Below are 21047 nucleotides of genomic sequence, written 5' to 3' on the forward strand. Positions count from 1 at the left end.
CGGTGTGCGGACCGGGGACGGGTGGCGAGTCAGGCCTTGACGGACCCGGCCGCGAGGCCGGACTGCCAGAAGCGCTGGAGGAAGAGGAACGCGACCACGATCGGGATGATCGTGAGGAGCGAACCGGTGACGACGAGGTTGTAGATCGGCTCCGCGCCGGACCCGGTGGCCTGCGCGTTCCACTGGTTCAGGCCGACGGTCAGCGGGTACCACTTCGGGTCGCTCAGCATGATGAGCGGCAGGAAGTAGTTGTTCCACGTCGCGACGACCGCGAAGAGCAGGACCGTCACGACACCGGGAGCGAGGAGCTTCAGCGCGATCGTGAAGAAGATCCGGAACTCCCCCGCTCCGTCCATGCGGGCGGCCTCGATGAGTTCGGTGGGGATCGCCTCGACCGCGTAGGTCCAGATCAGGTACATGCCGAACGGGCTGATGAGCGACGGCAGGATGATCGCCCAGGGGGTGTTCGCCAGGCCGACCTGCGAGAAGAGCAGGAAGGTGGGGACGGCGAGCGCGGTGCCCGGGACGGCGATCGCACCGAGGACGATCGCGAACACGGCGCGACGACCCGGGAACTGGAACTTCGCCATGCCGTACCCGGCGACGGTCGCGAGCAGCGTCGCTCCACCGGCCCCGACGACCACGTAGAGCAGCGTGTTGCCGAGCCACTGCACGAAGATGCCGTCGTTGTAGGTGAGGGTGTCGACGATGTTCTGCCAGAGGTGGAAGTCCCCGCCGAACCACAGGCCGAACGTCGACAGCAGCGACGCCTGCGTCTTCGTGCTGTTGACGAGCAGGTAGAACAGCGGCGCGAACGAGTACACGACGAAGACGACCATGACCGCGGTGAGCAGGCCGGAGCGCTTCACCTTGCGTCCGTCGACGGGCTGCGCCGCCTTCCGGGAGGCCCGGGTGCCGCGGCCGCGCGGGTCGCGCTGCGTCGTGGTCGCCGAGGTCGCGGTGAGGGGTGCGGGACCCTGCAGGGTGCTCATCGGTTCTCCTGTCGAGTGCCGCGGACCTGCACGACGTAGGCGATGACGGCGGTGATGACGCCCATGACGATCGCGACGGTGGCGGAGTAGTTGAACTGCTGCCCGCTGAAGGACAGCGAGTAGGCGTACATGTTCGGGGTGAAGGCGCTGCCGATGACGTTCGGGGCGAGCGTCTTGAGCAGGTTCGGCTCGTTGAAGAGCTGGAAGCTGCCGATGATCGAGAAGATCGTGGCGATGACCATCGGGCCGCGCAGGGCCGGGAGCTTGATCGAGAAGACCGTGCGCATCGGGCCCGCGCCGTCGAGTTCGGCGGCCTCGTACAGCTCGCCGGGGACGGTGCGGAGGGCCGCGTAGAAGATCAGCATGTTGTAGCCGAGGAACTCCCACGTGACGACGTTGCCGATCGACGTGAGGACCCAGGTCGGGCTGAACGGCTGGAGCAGGTCGATGCCGATCGCGTCGTTCGCGGCACCGGTGAGGCCGAACTGGTTGCCGTAGATGAAGCCCCAGATGAGCGCCGCGACGACGCCCGGGACCGCGTAGGGCAGGAACACCGCGATGCGGAAGAACCCGGTGCCCCAGAGCCGCGCACTGTCGAGCGCGAGGGCGGCGACGAGGGCGAGGCTGAGCATGATCGGCACCTGCACGACGAGGAAGACCGCGACCCGGCCGAAGCCGGACCAGAACTTGGCGTCCTGGAAGAGCTGGACGTAGTTGGCGAACCACACGAACTGGTTGCCGCCGATGAGCTGGTCGCGGAACAGGCTGAGCCAGAGCGCGTACCCGATCGGGACGATGAGCATGAGGACGAGGACGGCGACGAACGGGCCGACGAAGAGCCATCCCGTCATGCGACCTCGGGGCTTCCCACGGCGACGCGGGGCGGGAGCAGTGCCCTCGCTCCGTCGCGGCGCGGCCTCGGGGCTCCGCGCGGTGAGCGTGCTCATGTGACTCCTTCGTCGTGTCCTGCGAGCCGTCGATGTGCCGGTCGGTCGTCCGGTGGAGAGCACGACTCCGTGCTGGCCGGACCGACTGATGTTGACGTCAACATCGAACGGGGCGACAATAGCATGGCAACGTCAACATGCACTAGCGTTCGCAGCACCGGTCGCGCATGGACGCCGACCTCGGCCGTCCGCACGAAGGGGGCGCGTGACCATCTCGACCACCACCGACCCGGCGGCCTCCCCCCGTCGGGCGCCGTCGCTCTCCGCCGTGGCCGAGGCCGCCGGGGTCTCCATGCAGACCGTGTCCCGCGTGGCCCGCGGCTTCGACAACGTCAGCCCCGAGACCCGGACACGCGTCCAGCAGGCGATGGCCGAGCTCGGGTACCGCCCGAACCGCGCCGCCCGGGCCCTGCGCTCCGGGCGCTTCCGGACCATCGGCGTGATCATGTTCACGCTGGCGTCGTTCGGCAACATGCGCACGCTCGAGGCCATCGCCGACGCCGCGGGCGCCGCGGACTTCACGATCACGCTGTTGCCGATGGCCTCCCGGACCGAGGAGGGCGTCCGCAGCGCGTTCTCCCGCCTGCACGAACAGGCGGTCGACGGCGTCGTCATCATCATCGAGTCGCACGTCATCGACACCGCCGAGGTCGCCCTGCCCGACGGCGTGCCCATGGTGGTCGTCGACTCGACCGGCACCACCGAGCACCCGGCCATCGACACCGACCAGGCCGACGGCGCCCGGCTCGCCACGCAGCACCTGCTCGACCTCGGGCACGACACCGTCTGGCACGTCTCCGGGCCGGCGTCGTCGTACTCGGCCGCACGGCGCCAGGCAGCGTGGGCGGCGACGTTGACGGCCGCCGGGCGGACGGTCCCCCCGGTGTTCGAGGGCGACTGGAACACCTCCTCCGGCTACCGCGCGGGCGTGTCGATCGCGGCCCGTCCCGAGATCACGGCGGTCTTCGCGGCGAACGACCAGACCGCGCTCGGGGTGCTCCGCGCCTGCCACGAACTCGGTCGTCCGGTGCCGTCGACGCTGAGCGTGGTGGGGTTCGACGACTCCCCCGAGTCCGACTCGTTCTGGCCGCCGCTCACCACCGTGCACCAGTCCTTCGACGAGGTCGGGCGCCGCGCGGTCGCCACCCTGCTCAGGCAGATCGAGGGTGGCGCCGCCACCGCGGCGACGGACCTCGTGCCGGTGCGGCTCGTCGAGCGCGCGAGCACCGCGCCGCCGCCCGCGCGCTGAGCGCCGGCGCTGGCGGGGCGCCGGCGCGCTCGGCCGCATTCGCGCTGAGCGACACGACTCGCGGCTGCGGCCGCGAACGGTGTCGCTGAGCGCGAGTCGTGCACGGCCCAGCCGTGCCTTGGCGCGGACGGCGGACGACGGACGGGACGCGGTCTGCACGTGCCGCGCCGTCCCGCCCAGCCGAGCTTCGCCGGACAGGAGGCGCGGCGCGTGCCCGGCGCGCGCCTCCCGGCCGGCCCGGCATGGGCCTCGCCGCGCACCGTTCGCGGTGAATGACACCATTCGGGGCAGCACCCGCGAACGGTGTCGCTCAGCGCGAATGTCCCCCCCGGCCAGCCGGCCAAACCGGCCGTCCGCCGGACACGAGGAACGCCGGGCCCCGCGGGGACCCGGCGTCCTCTGCTCACTCGGTGCCCGCCGCACGCAGCGTGCACCGAGGCGCTCAACCGATCGAGATCGCCGTCCAGGACACGGGCGGGAGCTCGATCGTGATCGTGTCGCCCTCGCGGCGGACGGACTCGTTCGTCTTCAGGCCGACGCGGGCGGTGTCCGTCAGGTCGTTCACGGCGTGCAGGTCGTCGTCCCAGATGCCCTCGGCGTGCACGTCGCCCTCGACCGACAGGCCGGCGAGGTCGATCGTCACCGTGGTGCTCTCGGTCTGGTGGCGGTTGACGAGGAACACCGCGGCGCGGCCGTCCTCGACGGTGGCGGCCGAGTCGACGACGGGCACGGTGCCGTGCTTGCCGCCGTCGACCGTGTCGCCCGAGGCGACGACGTTCAGCGACGTGCCGTGGGCCAGGCGCGACGTCACCGAGAACGGGAAGAACGTCGTCTGACGCCAGGCCTCGCCCCCGGGCTCGGTCATGATCGGGCCGATGACGTTCACGAGCTGGGCGATCGACGCGGAGGCGACGCGGTCGGCGTGGCGGAGGAGCGAGATGAGCAGCCCGCCGAGCACGACGGCGTCGGCGACCGTGTAGACGTCCTCGAGCAGGCGCGGGGCGACCGGCCAGTCCTCGAGCGTGAAGGTCTTCGCCTTCTCCTCCCACTTCGTGATCGACCAGACGTTCCACTCGTCGAACGAGATGTCGATGCGCTTGTCGGACTTCTTGTGCGCCTGCACGTGGTCCGCCGCGGTCGTGACCGTCTTGATGAAGTGGTCCATGTTGGTGCCGGACGCCAGGAACGAGGTGAGGTCGTCGTCCTCCTCGTAGTAGGCGTGGGCCGAGATGTAGTCGACGTCCTCGTACGCGTGCTCGAGGACGGTGCGCTCCCACTCGCCGAACGTCGGCATCGACGCGCCCGACGACCCGCACGCCACCAGTTCCAGACCGGGCTGGATCTGCCGCATGGCCTTGGCGGTCATCGCCGCGAGCTTGCCGTAGTCCTCGGCGTTCTTGTGGCCGAGCTGCCACGGTCCGTCCATCTCGTTGCCGAGGCACCACATCGTGATGCCGAACGGCTCGTCCTTGCCGTTCGCCCGGCGCTGCTCGGACAGGGCCGTCCCGCCGGGGATGTTCGCGTACTCGAGGAGTTCGATCGCCTCGGCGGTGCCGCGGGTGCCGAGGTTCACCGCGAGCATCAGCTCGGAGCCGACCGAGTCGAGCCACTGCTGAAACTCGTGCAGGCCGACCTCGTTCGTCTCGGTCGAGTGCCAGGCCAGGTCGAGCCGGCGGGGACGCTGGTCGACGGGGCCGACGCCGTCCTCCCACTTGTAGCCGGAGACGAAGTTGCCGCCGGGGTAGCGGATGGTCGTGACGCCGAGCTCCTTGACCAGCTCGATGACGTCCTTCCGGAAGCCGTGCTCGTCGGCCGACTCGTGCGCAGGCTCGTGGATGCCGTCGTAGACGTGCCGCCCGAGGTGCTCGACGAACCCGCCGAACAGTCGGCGCCGCACCGGGCCCACCGTGAACGCGGAGTCGAGGACGAGGTGTGTGCGGGGCATGGATGATCTCCTTCGATCAGGCTGTGCGTCGAGCAGTTGTGTTCCGCGGCGTCACGGAAGTGAGCGCTCACCTGAGGGAAACGCTATCGGGTGTCGACACGGGACGGAAGGGCTGGCGCGCCCGACGGCGCGGCGCTAACGTGAGCGCTCACGGGGCACCGACGCCCCGAGAACGGGACAGCACTCCTCCCCTGGATGACGTCCCGCTTCGGCCCGTCCCGATGGAGTGATGCCATGCCGAACCGTCCCGTCCCGCCACCCCGCGGGTCCGCGTTCACCCGCAGGAGCCTGCTCGCCGCCGGAGCCGCGGCGGCCACCGTGCTGCCGCTGGCCGCCTGCGCGAGCCCCCTCTCCGCTGGCCTCGCCGGAACCCCGCTCGCCCCCGAGACGCTCGTCTTCTGGAACCTGTTCGGTGGCGGTGACGGCGTCCGCATGAAGACCATGGAGGACGGGTACGCGAAGCAGCACGGCGGCTCCTCCGCCCTGCAGGCGACGACGTTCGCGTGGGGCAACCCGTACTACTCGAAGGTGACACTGGCGACCGTCGGGAACAAGCCGCCGGACGTCGCGATCGCGCACCTGACCCGCGCGAAGCCGCTCTGGGACGGCGACCTGCTCGACCCGATCACGGCCGACGACCTGGCGAGCGTGGGCCTCAAGGCGAGCGACTTCAACCAGAAGGCCTGGACGGCGCAGAAGACCGACGGCAACAACATCGCGATCCCGCTCGACACGCACCCGTTCGTGCTGTTCTACAACGTCGACGTCTGCCGCAAGGCCGGTCTGCTCGACAGCGACGACCAGCTCACGAACCTGGACGGGATGGAGAACTTCGAGCGTGCCCTCGCCGCGGTGTCGAAGGTCACCGGCGGCAACGCGCTGAACGTCGCGAACGTCGTGCCCGAGACCGCGACCCCGTGGCGCTTCTTCTGGACGATGTACAACCAGATCGAGGGCGCGACGCCGTTCATCAGCGACGGCGGCGCGAAGCTCACCGTCAACGAGGACGCCTACAACGAGGTCACGAGCCGAACCCAGAAGTGGGTGAAGGAAGGGTGGCTCAACAAGGCCCTCGACTACGCCACCGCGCAGTCGCTCATGTTCGACGGCAAGGCCGGCTTCTTCATGCAGGGCGAGTGGGAGATCAGCACCGCCCAGTCGATCAAGGGGCTCGAGTTCGGCATGGCGCCGATCCCGCAGCTGTACGACAAGCCCGCCACGCAGGCCGACGCGCACACCTTCATCCTGCCGAAGAAGGACCGCACGCCCGAGCAGCGCAAGCAGCACATGCTCTTCATCAAGCAGATGCTCGAGCAGAGCCTGACCTGGGCCGAGGGCGGGCACGTGCCCGCGTACATGCCGACCTTCGACAGCACCGCGTACAAGGAGCTCACCCCGCAGTCGAACTACGCCGCCGCGGCCGAGACGGCGGTCTTCGACGACGCCGCCTGGTACGGCGGGTCCGGGTCGACCTTCGAGGGCACCGTCGGCGCCCAGCTCGCGCTCGTGCAGCAGGGCAGCTCGAGCCCGGCCCAGGCACTCCGCGCCATCAAGAGCCAGCTGGCGACGTACCTCAACACCCCGAGCCCCCTGTGACCAGGCGCGCGAACACCGTGAACACCCCGCGAAAGGCACGATGACGTGACCACAGCACCAGTCCTCGACCGCCCCACGGATGCGGCCACTGCACCACGGCGGCTCCGCTCACACCGGACCAGCATCACCAGCGGCCAGGGCCGCAGCGGGTGGCTGTTCCTCGCCCCCTTCGGCCTGTTCTACGTGGCCTTCCTGCTCGGCCCGACGATCTGGATGATCGTCACGAGCTTCTTCAACACCTCGACCGTGCGCACCGGGCTCGGCAGCTTCGCGGGGTTCGCGAACTACGCCGAGATGCTCGGGCGGAGCGACTTCTGGTCGTCGCTCTGGCACACGCTGCAGTTCACCCTGTACACGACGCCGCCGCTGGTGATCCTGGCGTTCGTCTTCGCCGTGCTGACGAACCGGATGAACAAGGGGCAGTGGTTCTTCCGCCTGGCGTTCTTCCTGCCGTTCATCCTGCCCTCGGCGACGATCTCCCTCATCTGGGTGTTCATCTTCACGCCGAGCACCGGCCTGTGGGCGAGCCTGCAGACCGCGCTCGGCATGACCCCGGGCTCGGGCATGCTCTCCAGCCCGAACACGGCGATGATCGGCGTCGCGATCGCGACCGTCTGGTGGACGCTGGGCTTCAACTTCGTGCTGTACCTGGCCGGCCTGCAGGAGATCCCGCGTGAGCTGTACGAAGCGGCCGCGGTCGACGGTGCCTCGAACTGGCAGCAGATCAAGTCCATCACGCTGCCGCTGCTCGGCCGCACAACGACGCTCGTCATCCTGCTGCAGATCATCGCGTCCCTGAAGATCTTCGACCAGGTCTACCTGATGACGAACGGCGGCCCGGGCATCTCGACCCAGGTCTCGCTGCAGCTCATCACCGGCGTCGGCTTCACCGACAACCGACTCGGCGCGGCGTCCGCGGCGTCCGTCCTCCTGTTCATCGTGATCGTCGCGATCGCGGTCATCCGGCAGCTCGTCGAGCGCGCTGCCGCCAAGCGTGAGATCGGGGCCTGAGATGACCACCACCGAGAGCATCACCACCGGCCGCACCAAGCTCCGTACCGGTGTCTCCTCGGCCGCCCCGACGAGCGCCGCCAAGATCGGTGTCTCCGGCAGGGGCTTCACCATCGCCTCCGGCGTCGTCCTGACGGTCTTCGCGATCATCTGGCTCATCCCGAGCCTGTTCGCGCTGAAGACGTCCCTCTCCGACAACGGGGTGGCCGCGCTCGGCGCCGGCAAGATCCTGTCGGACTGGAACCCGACGGTGCACTCGTACTCGTCCCTGTTCCAGTCGGGCGACATCTGGAACTGGTACCTCGCCAGCGGCATCACGAGCGTCATCACCGCGGTGCTCACGGTGCTGTTCGCCTCGATGGCGGCCTTCGCGCTGTCCCGGCTCGTGTTCCGCGGCCGCAATGTGGCGTTCCTGCTCATCATCCTGGGCATCATGATCCCGACGCAGGTCCTGATCATCCCGATCTTCCAGGAGCTCAACGCGGTCGGCCTGCTGAACACCTACTGGTCGGTGATCTTCCCGCAGGTCCCGGCGGTGATCGCGGTGTTCATCTTCAAGCAGTTCTTCGACGGCATCCCGAAGGAGCTCGAGGAGGCGGCACGCATCGACGGTGCCGGCATCTGGAAGGTCTACTGGTCGGTCATCCTGCCGCTGTCGCGTCCGGTGATCGCCGCGGTGACGATCCTGACCTTCGTCGGGGTGTGGAACAACCTGCTGCTGCCCCTGTTCGTGCTGTCGAACCCGGACCTCATGACGATCCCGGTCGGGCTCGCCACGGTCCAGGGCAGCTTCGGCCAGCGGTACGCCGACATCCAGGCGGGCGCGCTCCTCGCGGCGCTGCCGCTCATCATCCTCTACCTGGTCTTCCAGCGGCAGATCGTGGAGGGCGTCACGGGCTCCGGCCTGAAGGGCTGACCCGGCCCGGACCATGGTCCGGACCGCATGACGGACGGGAGGCTCCCCACCAGTCGGTGGGGAGCCTCCCGTCCGTCGTGGGTGGTCTCAGGCGGAGGCGAGCGGAGCGAGCCGCGTGCGCAACAGGCAGAACTCGTTGCCCTCGGGGTCCTGCAGCACGTGCCACGACTCGTCGCCCGTCTGCCCGACGTCCGCCGGACGGGCACCGAGTGCGAGGAGCCGCTCGAGTTCCGCGTCCTGGTCGCGGTCGACCGGGTTGACGTCGAGGTGCAGGCGCAGCGGCTGGGTCTTCGCGTGCGGCACGCGGGAGAGGATGATCGTGGGCGCAGCGCCGCCGAAGCCGGACGCCGGGCCGATCTCGATGCCGTCCTCGTCCGCGCCGAGTTCGACGTAGCCGAGGACGGCGCACCAGAAGCGCGACAGCGCCTCGGGGTCGTCGCAGTTGAGGACCAGTTCGCTCAGGCGGCAGCTCATGGCGCGAGGATACGCGCGCCGCTCAGGCCGGGACGGGCATCCGTGCGTCGTGCTTCCAGAAGCCGGAGAACGTGATCCGCGACTTGGGCAGCCCGGCGCGGTGCAGGTGGCGGCGGCCCTCGGTGGCGAGTCGGGACTCCCCCACGACGAAGGCGTACCCGCGGTCGTCGCAGGGCACGTGCCGCTGCAGTTCGGCGAGCGCCGCACGACCGGGCACCGCGGTGGCGTCGCCGCGCACGAGCCACGTCACGGTGACCCCGGCGGGGGCGTCGAGGTCGCGGACGTCGTCCGCGGTCGGGACCTCCTGGATGATGCGGCCGACGGCGTCGCGCGGCAGCGAGCGGGCGATGCCGACGACGGCGGGCAGGCCGGTCTCCTCGGCGGCGATGACGACCTCGCTGGCGTCGTCGGGGCAGTCGAAGATGCAGCCCTGGTCGAGCAGGGCGAGTTCGTCACCGGGTCGGGCGCTGCAGGCCCAGATCGCCGCGCGGCCCTCGAGTCCGCCGTCCTGGTCGGTGTGCACGACGAAGTCGATGTCCATCTCGCCGAGCTCCGGCCGGTGTCCGGCGACGGTGTAGTTGGCGCAGTGCGGTCGCGACTCCTCGGGGATGCGGAGGTACTGCGGCCACCACGTGGCGCCGTCGAGCTCGGGCATCCGGAAGGCGTCCTGCTCGGGGCGCTGCAGGAACAGGCGGAACCAGTGGTCGAAGCCGAGGAACGGGAAGTCGCGGATCTCGTCGCTCGCGATGGTGACGCGGTGGACCGACGGGGTGTGCCGTTCGGTACGGACGACCCGCGCCCGGAACAGCCGCGGGTTCTCGGGCATCAGCCTCGGGATCTTCGCCATGAGGGAAGGCTAACCTAATATGGCTCCCGTGCCACCCCCTCCCCTCGCCGTCCGAACCGCGCCCGCTGCCCCTCCCGGAGCGGTGATCGGTGCCACCGGCGTCCACCGGCGGACGGCTCGTCGTCGGGTCGGCGTCCTGCTCGGGCTGGCGGTGCTGGTGCTCGGCGCAGCGGTCGCGAGCATGCTCCTCGGCAGCAACCACATCGGCGTGGACCGGGTGCTCGCCGGCCTCACCCGCAGCGGCTCGGGCACCGACGAGGCCGTCGTCTGGGGCTCCCGCATCCCCCGCACGCTGATCGGCGCGAGCGTCGGCGCCGCGCTCGGGATCGCCGGGCTCCTCATGCAGGGGCACACGCGGAACCCGCTCGCCGACCCCGGGCTGTTCGGCGTCTCCGCCGGCGCCGGCCTCGCCGTCGTGCTCGGCGTGTACGTCTTCGGTGTCACGAGCACCGGCGCCTCGGTCTGGTTCGCCCTGGTCGGCGCACTGGTCGCCAGCGTCGTCGTCTTCTCCGTCACGGTCGCCGGCAGCGGGACCGCGAGCCCCGTCCCCCTCGCCCTGGCCGGCGCCGCGGTGTCCGCGCTGCTCGGCGCCCTGACCTCGTTCATCGTCCTCACCGACCAGGAGTCCCTCGACGCGTACCGGCTCTGGGTGGTCGGGTCACTGTCCGGCCGACAGCTCGACGTCCTGCAGGCCGCGTGGCCGTTCATGGCCGTCGGACTCGTGCTCGCGATCTGGAACACCCGCGCCCTCGACGCGCTCGGCCTCGGCTCGGAGCTCGCGAAGGGACTCGGGGAGGACCTGCTCACCGCCCGGCTCGTCGGCCTCGGTGGCATCACGCTCCTCGCCGCAGGTGCGACGGCGGCCGCCGGTCCGGTCGCGTTCGTGGGGCTGACCGTCCCGCACGTCGCCCGGGCCGTCGTCGGCACCGGTCACCGCTGGACCCTGCCCGCCTCGGCGCTGCTCGGCGCCGCGCTCGTCCTGCTCGCCGACGTCGTGGGCCGACTCGTGGGCGGGTTCGCCGAGGTCGAGGTCGGGATCGTGCTCGCCGTCATCGGCGGACCGGTGTTCGTCGCCGTCGCACGCCGTCGATCGCTGGTGTCCCTGTGAGCGCGGCGACCACGACCGCGCCCGCCGCGACACCGACCGGGTCCCGGAAGGGCATCCGCATCGGGCCGATCGGGCTCGCCTGGCGTCCGCGGGTCCTCACCGCCTCGGTCGTCGCCGTGGTCGCCGCCCTGCTCCTCGTCGTGCTCGGCGTCGCGATCGGCTCGACCTTCATCGCACCGGGCACGGTCGTGCGGGCGCTGCTCGGACTCGAGTCCGGGCCGGAGTCGTTCATCGTGACGACCCTGCGCCTCCCCCGCGTCCTGACCGGGGCCCTGGTCGGCGTGACCCTGGCGGTCGCCGGAGCCCTGACGCAGACCTTCACGCGCAACCCGCTCGGGACGCCGGACATCATCGGCGTGACCTCGGGCGCGAGCGTCGGCGCCGTGGCCGCGGTCGTCCTCGGCGGGGGCAGCTACTCGGTGAGCGCCCTGGTCCTCGGCGGCGGCATCCCCGTCGCCGCCACGATCGGGGCGCTCGTCGCCGCCACGATCGTCTACGGCCTGGGCTGGCGTGGCGGGGTGCAGAGCCACCGCCTGATCCTCGTCGGCATCGGGGTGAGCGCGACGCTCGACGCGGTCACGAGCTACCTGCTCATCCGCGCGAAGATCACCCAGGCGACCGCGGCGTCGCAGTGGCTCGTCGGGAGCCTGTCGAGCACGTCGTGGACGACCGTGTGGCCGCTCCTCGTCATCGCCGCCGTCGGCGTCCCGATCGCGCTCGCCACGTCGGCGGCGCTCGGGATCGGGCAGCTCGGGGACGAGGTCGCCACCGGCGTCGGCCTCGGCGTGCAGCGGCACCGGCTGCTCGTCATCGGCCTGGCGGTCGTCCTCACGGCCGCGGCGGTCGCTGCCGCGGGCCCGGTCGGGTTCGTCGCGTTCGTCGTGCCGCAGATCGCCGTGCGACTGGCCGGGACGAACCGGCCGCCGCTCCTGCTGTCGGCGGCCCTCGGGGCGGTGCTCGTGCTCGGCGCGGACCTGCTCGCCCGGTCGGCGTTCCCCTGGCAGGTGCCGGTCGGCATCGTCACCACCGTGATCGGCGCCCCGTACCTGATCCGGCTCCTCATCCGTCACCGCAAGGAGATGTCCCGATGACCACGACGACCCCGCCGGCCCTCGCGGCCGTGACCACGCCGGACCGCGTGCACGCCGGACCCGTCCTGGAGGCCCGTGGCCTGTCCGTCGGGTACGACAAGCACCCGGTGCTCCGCGACCTCGACCTGGCGGTGGAGCGGGGCACGGTGACGACGTTCCTCGGCGCGAACGGCTGCGGCAAGTCGACGCTCCTCAAGGCGCTCGGCCGCGTGCTCAAGCCCCAGTCCGGCGAGGTGCTGCTCGACGGTGCGCCGATCCGGAAGGAGGCGAACCGGGCGGTCGCGCGGAAGCTCGCGATCCTCCCGCAGTCGCCCCTCGCCCCCGCCGGGACGAGCGTGCTCGACCTGGTGATGCGCGGCCGGAACCCGCACCAGTCGTGGGCCCGACCCTGGACCGCCGAGGACGCCGCCGTGGCGGAGGACGCCATCGCCGCGACCGGTCTGACCGAGGTCGCCCACCGCGACGTCGCGAGCCTGTCCGGCGGGCAGCGGCAGCGCGCCTGGATCGCGCTCGTCCTGGCGCAGCGGGCGGACACGCTCCTGCTCGACGAACCCACCACCTACCTCGACCTCGCGCACCAGCTCGACGTGTTGCGTCTGGTGCGTCGGATCAACCGGGAGCAGGGCGCCACGGTCGTGATGGTGCTGCACGACCTCACGCTGGCCGCCCGCTACTCCGACCGCCTCGTGGTGCTCCACGACGGCGGGGTCGTCGCGGACGGGTCCCCGGTCGACGTCCTCACGCCGGCACTGCTCGAGCGGGCGTTCGGGCTGCACGCGCGGGTCATCCCGGACCCGGTGACCGGCTCGCCGATGGTCGTGCCGGAGGCGGACGGGAACGCGGACTGAGGCCGAGGGCGACCCGGACTGGTGCGGAACTCCTGGTTAGGTTAGGCTCACCTAACGTGAACACTCCCCGCCGCGGCTCCGTTCGTGCCGCCCTCCTGACCGCCGTCACCGCGACGGCCCTCATCCTCACCGGGTGCTCCGGCACCGGTGCCTCCGACGACACCGGCAACGACGCGAAGGCGTCGTCCGGGGCCTGGTCGTACGAGGACGCCATGGGCACGACGGTGAAGGTCGACCACACGCCGGAGCGCGTCGTGGTCCTGAACGACATCGCGATCTCGTTCATCGAGTACGGCCTCCGCCCGGTCGGCACCTTCGGCCAGCTCCCGATGGCGAAGGACGCCCGCTTCGACGACCTCGACCAGGACGGCATCACGCAGCTCGGCACCGCCTACGGCGACATCGACCTCGAGCAGCTCGCCGCGCTGAAGCCCGACCTCGTCGTGACCTCGGTCTACCCGACCGACGCGGAGGGCACGCTCGACGCCTCGCAGCCGGCCTACGGCTTCAAGGACAAGGAGCAGCAGGAGCAGGTCGAGGCGATCGCCCCCGTCGCGACGGTCAAGTGGGGCGGCAAGGGCCTCGACGTCATCGAGGACATCGCCGACCTCGCCGAGGACCTCGGCGCCGACGAGTCCGCCGTGGAGTCCGCGGAGCAGCAGTTCGACACGGCGAAGGAGACCCTCCGGACCGCGTCCGAGGAGAGCGGCCTGTCCGTCGTCTCGATGTACGCCGACGGTGACGGCGCCTACGTCACCCGCCCGTCCGACGAGCCCACGCTGCAGATGTGGAGCGACTTCGGCGTCGACCTGGTGACCCCGAAGCCGAAGGGCTTCTACTGGGGCATCTACAGCTGGGAGAACGCGGGCCAGATCTCGGCCGACGTCATCCTGCTGTCGCAGCAGGGCTACCAGGTGGCCGACCTCGAGAAGCAGCCCACGTTCGCCGACAACCCGGCCCTGCAGGCCGGTCAGGTGCACAGCTTCACCTTCCCGGCGCTCGACTACGCCTCGCAGGCCGACTACATGACGAAGCTCGCGGGCTGGCTCGACGACAGCGAGCCGGTCGCCTGAGCGACCCCACGACCACGGACGGGAGGCCCTCCACCCGAAGGTGCGGTGGGCCCACGCCGGCCGGTACCGCGGCGACGCGCCAGCGGCGTCGCGGCCGTGCCCGGTGGGGACCTCCCGTCCGTCGTCGCGCAGCGTCGTGCGGTAGGAACGAGGCATGACCGACGCGGGGTGGCACGAGGACGTCCTCGGCCCGCCGTACGAGCGACTCGAGCTCCCGCTCGGCGAGGACGCCGAAGGCCCGGTCGTCGCCACCCTGGTCCGTCGGCGGCGGACGATGACCGACCGGCTCCGACCCCACGCCGGTCCGCTGCACGACGTCGACGTCCTGTACGTGCACGGGTGGTCGGACTACTTCTTCCAGACCGAGCTCGCCGAGCGCGTCGAACGGCTCGGCGCCCGCTTCCACGCCCTCGACCTGCGGAAGTACGGGCGGAGCCTGCGGCCGCACCAGACGCCCGGGCACGTGGGCGACCTGGTCACCTACGACGAGGACATCGCCGCCGCGCTCGACGCGATCCGGGCGGAGCACCCCGGGCAGCGCCGGCGGCTCGTGCCGATGGGCCACTCCACGGGCGGCCTCACGCTGGCGCTCTGGGCAGCGCGGCACCCGGCGCTCGTCGACGGACTCGTCCTGAACAGCCCGTGGCTCGAGTTCCAGGCCGACGCGATCGGGCGGGCGGTCGTCGCGCCGGTCATCAAGCTGGGTGCGAAGCGGAACCCCCTCGCGCCGATGCCGGCGGTCGACCCCGGCTTCTACACGCGCACGGTGTCGAGCTCCGCGGAGGGGTCGTGGACGTACGACCAACGGTGGCGACCCGAACGCGGCTTCCCGCTGCACCCGGGCTGGCTGGCCGCGGTGTTCGCCGGGCAGGAGCGGGTCGCGCACGGGCTCGGCCTCACGGTCCCGGTGCTCGTCATGCTCAGCGACAAGAGCATGCTGCAGCCGCGGTGGAACGAGGGCATGTCCCACGCCGACGTGGCCCTCAACGTCGACGCCGTCGCGAGACGCGCACTGTCACTCGGCGACGAGGTGACGGTCCGCCGACTGCACGGCGCGCTGCACGACGTCGTGCTCTCGGCGGCGCCGGTGCGCGAGCGCGCCTACGACGCCGTCGAGCGGTGGTCGGCGGTGCTCCCCCGCTGACCGACGGGGATCAGCCCCGCAGGGCGGTGCGGGTGGCAGCGGCGACGAGCGCGTCGTCCGGTTCGGCGTCCGCGGTGTCGTGGCCCGTCATCACGACGAGCACGATCGGGTCACGCCCGGGCGGTGTCACGATCCCGACGTCGTTCCGCACGCCGTACGACCCGGTGCCGGTCTTGTCCGCGACCGTCCAGCCCTCGGGCACGCCCGCGCGGATCGTCCCCGCCCCCGTCGTCGTCCCGCGCATCAGGCCGACGAGCAACGCGCGGTCGTCGGGGTCGAGGGCACCGCCCAGCAGGACCGTGCGGAGGTCGGCGGCGAACTGCGCCGGGGTGGTCGTGTCCCGCTCGTCACCGGGCACGGCTTCGTTCAGGTCCGGTTCCACGCGGTCGACCCGGGTGACGTCGTCCCCGATCCCGCGGAGCCACCGCTGCACGGCAGCCGGCCCGCCGACCCTGGCCACGAGCAGGTTCGCCGCCGTGTTGTCACTCGAGCGCACCATCGCCGCGAGCAGTGCGCGCACCGTCATGCCCGAGCCGACGTGCTGACCGGTGACCGGCGCGTACGAGAGCACGTCGCCCTGTCCGATCGGCACGACGGCGTCGAGGTCGTCCGGTGCGGCGGCGTCGAGCACGGTCGCGGCGATGAACACCTTCGCCGCCGAGGCGAACGCGAACCGCTCGTCCGCCCGGTGTGCGACACCGACCCCGCTGCCGGTGTCGATCGCGACGACGCCGAGCCGGGCGTCGTGCTCGGTCTCGAGTGCCGCGAAGGCCCGCTCGGCAGCCGCGTCCGGCGTCGGCGTCGACTGTCCGGGGGTCGCGGCGGCCGTCCCGGACGGGCTGTGCGTCGCATCGGTCGCAGCTGCGTCCTGGCACCCGGCGAGGCCGAGCGACAGGGCCACCACCGCGGCGAGCGCTGCCACCCGGGTGCGCTCGACCCGTCGCCCGGTCACGGCAGGATCGCGTCGACGTACCCGCCGTCCGCGCGGAGCGCACCACCCGTCGTGGCGGACGCCAGCGGCGACGCGAGGTAGGTCACCATGTGGGCGACCTCCTCCGGTTCGAGCAGGCGCTCGACGAGGGACTGTGGCCGGTGCTCCCGCATGAACGTGCGCTGCGCCTGGTCCCAGGGCAGGTCGGTGCCGACCAGCTCGGCGACGAAGTCCTCGACGCCGGCGGTGTGGGTCGGTCCGGCGATCACGGTGTTGACGGTGACGCCCGTGCCCTTGACGGCCTTGGCGAACCCCCGCGTCACGGCCAGGAGCGCCGTCTTCGTCATGCCGTAGTGGATCATCTCGGCCGGGGTGACGACGGCGGAGTCGCTCGCGATGGAGACCACGCGCCCGTACCCGTGCTCGGTCATCGCGGGCAGGTAGGAGCGGATCAGGCGGATCGCGGAGAGGACGTTCACCTCGAAGTAGTGGCGCCATTCGTCGTCGGTGATCGCGAACGGGTCGCGGCTGCCGAAGATCCCGAGGTTGTTGACGAGCACGTCGAGGTGCGGGTGCGCGTCGAGCACCGCGGCCGCGCCGTCCGCCGTGGACAGGTCGGCGGCGACACCGTCGACCTGCGCCCCGTGGACGGCGTCGCGGACGGCACCGATCGCCCGCTGCACCCCGTCGGCACCGCGTCCGTTCACGACCACCGACGCCCCGGCGCGGGCCAGGCCCACGGCGATCGCGAGTCCGATGCCCTGCGTGGAGCCGGTCACCAGGGCGGTCCGCCCGGTCAGGTCGATCTGCGTCATGGCCGCCACGCTAACGGTCCTCCGGCCGGGGCGTCACGGCCCCTCCGTCACCGGGTCGCGTTCGGCTCGAGGTGTGCTCGGAGCACGTCGCGGACGGTCGTCCAGGTGTGCGGACCGTAGCGGTCGTCGTCGACGTGCCGCAGCTGCGCCTCCCCGCTGAACATGCTCACGAAGTACTGCATCCCCTGCCAGGCCGGGAACGTCTCGTCCGGGTTCCCCGACAGCCGCTTCCCGACCGCGCTCATCGCGGAGAGCGTCCCGGTCGTGCCGGCCCACTGCAGGCGGAAGGCGGTCCCGGTCAACTCGCTCATGATGTGCGCGACGTCCCGTGCCGAGATGTGGTCGCCCGCCGTCTCGACGACGCGCGGGGCGTCGTCGTCCAACGCGGTGAGGGCCACCACGCGGGCGACGTCGTCCTTCGTGGTGAAGTCGAGGACCTGGTCGGCGGAGGACCAGAACAGGACCCGGCGCCGCCCGAACAGGATCATCGGCGCCTGGCCGGTGAGCAGGTCGGTGAACATGCCGGTGAGGATCGACGTCGCGCGGACGGGCGCGGCGTCGACCTCGGCGGCGAACTCGCGTCGGAGTTCGAAGTTGCGGTTCGTGCCGGGCGTGATGCGTCGGTAGTCGGCCGAGTAGTCCGACGGGATGAAGCGCGGCACGCCGGCCGCGACGGTCGCCGCGAGCAGGGCGCGCTGCGCGTCCACGATCACGGGACGGGTCCCGCTGACGGCCGAGACGACGACGTCGACCCCTGCCACGGCCTCGGTGAGGGCCGCGTGGTCCGTGTACGCCGCGGCGACCACGTCGACGCGCGGGTCGGCGCTGAAGAGGTCGGTGGCAGTCCCGCTCCCGGGGCGGGTGAGGACCCGGACGCGGATGTCACGCTCCAGGAGTTCGCGGACGATGCGCTGGCCGAGGTCGCCGGTGGCGCCGGCGACGAGGACGGTACTGGTCATGGGGAGTGGCCTCACTGTGGGGTGGTCGACGAGGTCGACGAGGTGGTGGTCTGCGTGCGCCGCCGGGATCGCTCCGGGACGGCGAGGGGGTGCTCGAACGCGGGGTCGTCCCCGCGCGCTCCTGCTGTCCCTGCCCCAGCGGCGAGCGCGACGCGGGCCAGGAGCCGACGCATCGTTGTCTGTTCGTCCGGCTCGAGGTGCCGCATGAGGACCTCCTCGGCAGCTCTGAGGGTCCGGCGGGTGCGGCTGAGCAGGGCGCGCCCGGCGTCGGTCGGGTGCACCTGACGGACACGGCGGTCGGTCGGGTCCGGTCGGCGTTCGACGAACCCGCCGGCCTCGAGCGCGTCGATGACGTAGGTCATCTGGGTCTTGTCGATGCCGAGTCGGTTCGCGAGCAGGAGCTGCGAGGAGGCTTCTTCCGTCGTGGTCGCCACGAGCACCTGGTAGCCGCGGGGACCGCCGGGGACGTCCGCGACCGCCACGCTCCCGAGCCGGACGTACTCCTGGAGGACGAGGGGGACGGCCCAACCGAGCTCGGTCTCGATGCCCTGCGCGTCCCAGTCGATCTCAGGGAGGTCGCCTGTCGCCACTCGATCGTCCATACAGCAGACGGTACACCTCCGAGATCGTCTTGTGCAAAGATCATCTCCGGGCGGGAGCAAGTGTTTCCCGACGAGGAGACCACCATGAGCGACCAAACCGCGATCACCCCCTTCACCCTCGACGTCCCGCAGGAGGAACTCGACGAACTCCGGCAGCGCCTGCTCGCCACCCGGTGGCCCGATCGGGAGACCGTGCCCGACACCTCGCAGGGTCCGCGGCTCGAGAAGGTCCGCGCCCTGGTCGAGCACTGGGCGACCGACTACGACTGGCGACGGGTCGAGACGCTCCTGAACGGATGGGGCCAGCACACGACGACGATCGACGGGCTCGACGTGCACTTCCTCCACGTCCGATCGGCCGAGCCGGGAGCGCGGCCGTTGCTCCTCACCCACGGCTGGCCCGGCTCCGTCCTCGAGTTCCGGCACGCGATCGGGCCGCTCACGGACCCTGTCTCCCACGGCGGCGCGCCGGAGGACGCGTTCCACCTCGTCATCCCGAGCCTGCCCGGGTTCGGGTTCTCGGGGAAGCCGACCACCCCGGGCTGGGACCTGGCGCGCACCGCACGTGCGTGGTCGGTGCTGATGCACCGTCTCGGGTACACGGACTGGTTCGCACAGGGCGGCGACCTCGGCGCGACCGTGACCGCCGGACTCGCCGCGCTCGAAGCCGCCGAGGGGATCGGGCTCGCGGGCATCCACCTCAACATGGCGCTCATGCCGACCGACGACGAAGTCCGGAACGCCTCCCCGGAGGAGCAGGCGATGCTCCAGGAGAGCGGCCACTACTGGCAGGAACTGTCCGCCTACTCGCAGCAGATGGCGACGCGCCCCCAGACGATCGGCTACGCACTCAGCGACTCCCCGGTCGGCCTGGCCGCGTGGATCTACGCGATGTTCCAGGACGTCGGCGGCTCCCACGACGAACACGGCGACGCCGAGCGGCTGTTCACCCGCGACGAGGTGCTCGACGACGTGATGCTCTACTGGCTCCCGAACGCCGCGGCATCCTCGGCGCGGATGTACTGGGAGGCGAACCGGACGGGGTGGGCGAACCCCGGCACGGTGGAGGCACCGCTCACCGTCCCGGTCGGCCTGAGCATCATGCCGGGCGAGTACGTCCGACGCTCCCGCCGCTGGGCCGAACGTCGGTACACGCACCTCGTGCACTTCAGCGAGGTCGCCCGCGGCGGCCACTTCGCCCTGCTCGAGCAGCCGGAACTGCTCGTCGCCGACATCCGCGCGACGTTCCGTCAGCTCCGCTGACACCACCCGCACCGGCAGCGCCGCACACCCGGCTCCGCGTCCACGGGACACGGCGGTGACCGGGTGTGCGACGCGGCCGGACGCGTCGTATCCTCTCCGCACAGCCACGCAACGGAGCGTGACGGGACACCGGAGAGGTTCGGGCCATGACTGCTGTCGACGATGCACGCACCACTGCAGACACCACCCCATCGATCGCGATCGACCGGGACGGCGGCAAGCTGTCCTGTCCCCGGTGTTCACGCCCGCTCCGCGTCGCCCGGAACCAGTACTACGGTGTCGGGCTCGCCGTCCACGAGTGGCTGCACGTCTGCCCCAACTGCCCCTGGTTCGCATTCGCACCGTCCAGCACCGTGGAGGCGGTCGTCGCCGGCGAGCGCCGCCTCCCCCGCTGGGTGGCACTGCTGCAGCGACACGGACGGCACCGGCGCGCACCGCGCTGAGTCGACCGGGGGACGTTCCTGAGGATCGGCCCGGCGAAGATGCACCGAGTGCATCGATGCACCTAGTGTCGACGTCGTGACCCGCTCGCCCGATCGCCGTGCTGCCCTCAAGGAACGGCACCGCGAGGCGATCCTCGGCGCTGCCCGCGAGCTCATCGAAGACCGCGGCGGCGAGTTCAGCGTCGACGAACTCGCGGCACGCGCCGACGTCGCCCGGCGCACCGTCTTCAACCACTTCGCCTCGCTCGACGAGGTACGCCTGGCCGTGTGCGAGGAGGCCCTGTCCGTCATCATCGACCGGTTCCTGGCCGAGATCGCCAGCACGCCGGTCGGGGACGGCTCACGGTCGGCGATGTTCGACGAGCTCGAGTCGGCCGCCCGCGGCACCGACCTGCCGAGCGCCATCGTCCGCCTGCACCGGATCCTCGGCGAGCCGGAGGGCGACGACCCGAAGGCCACCGCCCTGACGCAGACCGCCTTCGCGCGCGTCACGGGACGCCTCCGCAGCGAGGTCGCCCGTCGCCATCCCGCAGCTGATGCCCTGGACACCGCCCTGCTGGTGGACTCGTTGATGAGTGGCATCGTCGTGATCGCCGACCACTGGCTCACGACCACCGGACCGCGGCTCGACGACGACGCCCGGGCCGCCTGGGACGCACTGCTCGGGCGGCTCGTGCACAGCGTCCGCAGCGGCTACCTCCCCGAATCCTGACCTGCTCCACCGACCACTCCCCCGGGGTCCACCGGCGCACCCCACTCCGACCAACCACCCCACACCACGAAAGGAACGGCG

21 protein-coding genes are annotated in these 21047 nt (G+C 71.4%); 12 read left to right on the forward strand and 9 right to left on the reverse strand.

The window, feature by feature from the left end; translation table 11 throughout:
• Positions 1 to 29: 29 nt before the first annotated feature.
• Together DEJ32_RS12020 and DEJ32_RS12025 are read right to left on the reverse strand one after the other, a co-directional pair.
• Positions 30 to 992 carry a carbohydrate ABC transporter permease gene (locus DEJ32_RS12020; protein WP_110901442.1) on the reverse strand — a complete coding sequence of 321 codons (963 nt, stop codon included), beginning with the start codon at positions 990 to 992 and terminating at the stop codon, positions 30 to 32.
• A complete protein-coding gene (locus DEJ32_RS12025; RefSeq protein WP_110901443.1) occupies positions 989 to 1939 on the reverse strand; it encodes a carbohydrate ABC transporter permease in 951 nt (316 codons plus the stop codon). Before DEJ32_RS12025 ends, DEJ32_RS12020 begins: the two co-directional genes overlap by 4 nt.
• Before the next feature lie 211 nt (positions 1940 to 2150).
• Between DEJ32_RS12025 and DEJ32_RS12030 the strand changes: the two genes are divergently transcribed.
• Positions 2151 to 3188, forward strand: coding sequence for a LacI family DNA-binding transcriptional regulator (locus DEJ32_RS12030; protein ID WP_375342320.1), 1038 nt, complete (start codon positions 2151 to 2153; stop codon positions 3186 to 3188).
• Between the two features lie 442 nt (positions 3189 to 3630).
• On the opposite strand, the gene DEJ32_RS12035 is transcribed toward DEJ32_RS12030, so the two are convergent.
• A complete protein-coding gene (locus tag DEJ32_RS12035) occupies positions 3631 to 5133 on the reverse strand; it encodes an alpha-N-arabinofuranosidase (RefSeq protein ID WP_110901445.1) in 1503 nt (500 codons plus the stop codon).
• A gap of 234 nt (positions 5134 to 5367) precedes the next feature.
• On the opposite strand from DEJ32_RS12035, the gene DEJ32_RS12040 reads away from it, so the two are divergent.
• From DEJ32_RS12040 to DEJ32_RS12050, 3 genes are read left to right on the forward strand one after another with little or no spacing between them, the layout of a single operon-like run.
• Entirely contained in the window at positions 5368 to 6729 is a 1362-nt protein-coding gene (locus DEJ32_RS12040; protein ID WP_110824793.1) for an extracellular solute-binding protein, read from the forward strand.
• A 45-nt stretch (positions 6730 to 6774) separates the two neighbouring features.
• Positions 6775 to 7740 (forward strand): carbohydrate ABC transporter permease, encoded by a 966-nt coding sequence (locus tag DEJ32_RS12045; RefSeq protein WP_110890153.1) that lies wholly within the window; start codon positions 6775 to 6777, stop codon positions 7738 to 7740.
• 1 nt (position 7741) lies between these two features.
• Positions 7742 to 8656, forward strand: coding sequence for a carbohydrate ABC transporter permease (locus tag DEJ32_RS12050; RefSeq protein WP_110901446.1), 915 nt, complete (start codon positions 7742 to 7744; stop codon positions 8654 to 8656).
• An 87-nt stretch (positions 8657 to 8743) separates the two neighbouring features.
• Here the strand turns inward: DEJ32_RS12050 and DEJ32_RS12055 are convergent, their stop codons facing one another.
• Both DEJ32_RS12055 and DEJ32_RS12060 read right to left on the reverse strand, forming a co-directional pair.
• Positions 8744 to 9130: a VOC family protein gene (locus DEJ32_RS12055; protein WP_110890154.1), complete on the reverse strand. Its 387-nt coding sequence runs from the start codon at positions 9128 to 9130 to the stop codon at positions 8744 to 8746.
• A gap of 22 nt (positions 9131 to 9152) precedes the next feature.
• On the reverse strand, positions 9153 to 9977 hold the full coding sequence (locus DEJ32_RS12060) for a siderophore-interacting protein (protein WP_110901447.1): 825 nt from the start codon (positions 9975 to 9977) through the stop codon (positions 9153 to 9155).
• Between the two features lie 28 nt (positions 9978 to 10005).
• Between DEJ32_RS12060 and DEJ32_RS12065 the strand changes: the two genes are divergently transcribed.
• The 5 genes from DEJ32_RS12065 to DEJ32_RS12085 all read left to right on the forward strand — a co-directional run bounded on the left by DEJ32_RS12065 (position 10006) and on the right by DEJ32_RS12085 (position 15241).
• Entirely contained in the window at positions 10006 to 11085 is a 1080-nt protein-coding gene (locus DEJ32_RS12065) for an iron ABC transporter permease (RefSeq protein ID WP_258365907.1), read from the forward strand.
• Positions 11082 to 12176 carry an iron chelate uptake ABC transporter family permease subunit gene (locus DEJ32_RS12070; RefSeq protein ID WP_258369043.1) on the forward strand — a complete coding sequence of 365 codons (1095 nt, stop codon included), beginning with the start codon at positions 11082 to 11084 and terminating at the stop codon, positions 12174 to 12176. The genes DEJ32_RS12065 and DEJ32_RS12070 overlap by 4 nt, the downstream gene beginning before the upstream one ends.
• Positions 12173 to 13024, forward strand: a complete 852-nt coding sequence (locus tag DEJ32_RS12075; RefSeq protein WP_110901448.1) for an ABC transporter ATP-binding protein — start codon at positions 12173 to 12175, stop codon at positions 13022 to 13024. Before DEJ32_RS12070 ends, DEJ32_RS12075 begins: the two co-directional genes overlap by 4 nt.
• 56 nt (positions 13025 to 13080) lie before the next feature.
• Positions 13081 to 14097, forward strand: a complete 1017-nt coding sequence (locus DEJ32_RS12080; RefSeq protein ID WP_110824801.1) for an ABC transporter substrate-binding protein — start codon at positions 13081 to 13083, stop codon at positions 14095 to 14097.
• 154 nt (positions 14098 to 14251) lie between these two features.
• A complete protein-coding gene (locus DEJ32_RS12085; protein ID WP_110901449.1) occupies positions 14252 to 15241 on the forward strand; it encodes an alpha/beta hydrolase in 990 nt (329 codons plus the stop codon).
• 10 nt (positions 15242 to 15251) lie between these two features.
• On the opposite strand, the gene bla is transcribed toward DEJ32_RS12085, so the two are convergent.
• From bla to DEJ32_RS12105, 4 genes are read right to left on the reverse strand one after another with little or no spacing between them, the layout of a single operon-like run.
• Positions 15252 to 16193: a class A beta-lactamase gene (gene bla, locus DEJ32_RS12090; protein WP_110901450.1), complete on the reverse strand. Its 942-nt coding sequence runs from the start codon at positions 16191 to 16193 to the stop codon at positions 15252 to 15254.
• Positions 16190 to 16987 (reverse strand): SDR family NAD(P)-dependent oxidoreductase, encoded by a 798-nt coding sequence (locus DEJ32_RS12095; protein WP_110901451.1) that lies wholly within the window; start codon positions 16985 to 16987, stop codon positions 16190 to 16192. Before DEJ32_RS12095 ends, bla begins: the two co-directional genes overlap by 4 nt.
• A 47-nt stretch (positions 16988 to 17034) precedes the next feature.
• Entirely contained in the window at positions 17035 to 17946 is a 912-nt protein-coding gene (locus tag DEJ32_RS12100) for an NmrA family NAD(P)-binding protein (RefSeq protein WP_110901452.1), read from the reverse strand.
• Between the two features lie 11 nt (positions 17947 to 17957).
• The gene (locus tag DEJ32_RS12105) at positions 17958 to 18548 is read right to left on the reverse strand and encodes a MarR family winged helix-turn-helix transcriptional regulator (protein WP_110901453.1); all 591 of its coding nucleotides are present in this window, start codon (positions 18546 to 18548) and stop codon (positions 17958 to 17960) included.
• An 84-nt stretch (positions 18549 to 18632) separates the two neighbouring features.
• Between DEJ32_RS12105 and DEJ32_RS12110 the strand changes: the two genes are divergently transcribed.
• The 3 genes from DEJ32_RS12110 (at position 18633) to DEJ32_RS12120 (ending at position 20966) form a co-directional block, all read left to right on the forward strand.
• Positions 18633 to 19811, forward strand: coding sequence for an epoxide hydrolase family protein (locus tag DEJ32_RS12110; RefSeq protein ID WP_110901454.1), 1179 nt, complete (start codon positions 18633 to 18635; stop codon positions 19809 to 19811).
• A 146-nt stretch (positions 19812 to 19957) separates the two neighbouring features.
• Positions 19958 to 20254: a hypothetical protein gene (locus DEJ32_RS12115; RefSeq protein WP_110901455.1), complete on the forward strand. Its 297-nt coding sequence runs from the start codon at positions 19958 to 19960 to the stop codon at positions 20252 to 20254.
• Between the two features lie 76 nt (positions 20255 to 20330).
• On the forward strand, positions 20331 to 20966 hold the full coding sequence (locus tag DEJ32_RS12120) for a TetR/AcrR family transcriptional regulator (RefSeq protein WP_181420667.1): 636 nt from the start codon (positions 20331 to 20333) through the stop codon (positions 20964 to 20966).
• Positions 20967 to 21047 lie beyond the last annotated feature (81 nt).

The organism is Curtobacterium sp. MCPF17_046 (assembly GCF_003224295.1).
Classification (GTDB): domain Bacteria; phylum Actinomycetota; class Actinomycetes; order Actinomycetales; family Microbacteriaceae; genus Curtobacterium.

Coding starts and splice junctions, on each gene's coding strand:
- DEJ32_RS12020 (WP_110901442.1), bottom strand. CDS start 992: ATGAGCACCCTGCAGGGTCCCGCACCCCTCACCGCGACCTCGGCGACC.
- DEJ32_RS12055 (WP_110890154.1), bottom strand. CDS start 9,130: ATGAGCTGCCGCCTGAGCGAACTGGTCCTCAACTGCGACGACCCCGAG.
- DEJ32_RS12110 (WP_110901454.1), top strand. CDS start 18,633: ATGAGCGACCAAACCGCGATCACCCCCTTCACCCTCGACGTCCCGCAG.
- DEJ32_RS12075 (WP_110901448.1), top strand. CDS start 12,173: ATGACCACGACGACCCCGCCGGCCCTCGCGGCCGTGACCACGCCGGAC.
- DEJ32_RS12115 (WP_110901455.1), top strand. CDS start 19,958: ATGACTGCTGTCGACGATGCACGCACCACTGCAGACACCACCCCATCG.
- DEJ32_RS12095 (WP_110901451.1), bottom strand. CDS start 16,987: ATGACGCAGATCGACCTGACCGGGCGGACCGCCCTGGTGACCGGCTCC.
- DEJ32_RS12105 (WP_110901453.1), bottom strand. CDS start 18,548: ATGGACGATCGAGTGGCGACAGGCGACCTCCCTGAGATCGACTGGGAC.
- DEJ32_RS12060 (WP_110901447.1), bottom strand. CDS start 9,977: ATGGCGAAGATCCCGAGGCTGATGCCCGAGAACCCGCGGCTGTTCCGG.
- DEJ32_RS12100 (WP_110901452.1), bottom strand. CDS start 17,946: ATGACCAGTACCGTCCTCGTCGCCGGCGCCACCGGCGACCTCGGCCAG.
- DEJ32_RS12025 (WP_110901443.1), bottom strand. CDS start 1,939: ATGAGCACGCTCACCGCGCGGAGCCCCGAGGCCGCGCCGCGACGGAGC.
- DEJ32_RS12050 (WP_110901446.1), top strand. CDS start 7,742: ATGACCACCACCGAGAGCATCACCACCGGCCGCACCAAGCTCCGTACC.
- DEJ32_RS12035 (WP_110901445.1), bottom strand. CDS start 5,133: ATGCCCCGCACACACCTCGTCCTCGACTCCGCGTTCACGGTGGGCCCG.
- DEJ32_RS12085 (WP_110901449.1), top strand. CDS start 14,252: ATGACCGACGCGGGGTGGCACGAGGACGTCCTCGGCCCGCCGTACGAG.
- DEJ32_RS12040 (WP_110824793.1), top strand. CDS start 5,368: ATGCCGAACCGTCCCGTCCCGCCACCCCGCGGGTCCGCGTTCACCCGC.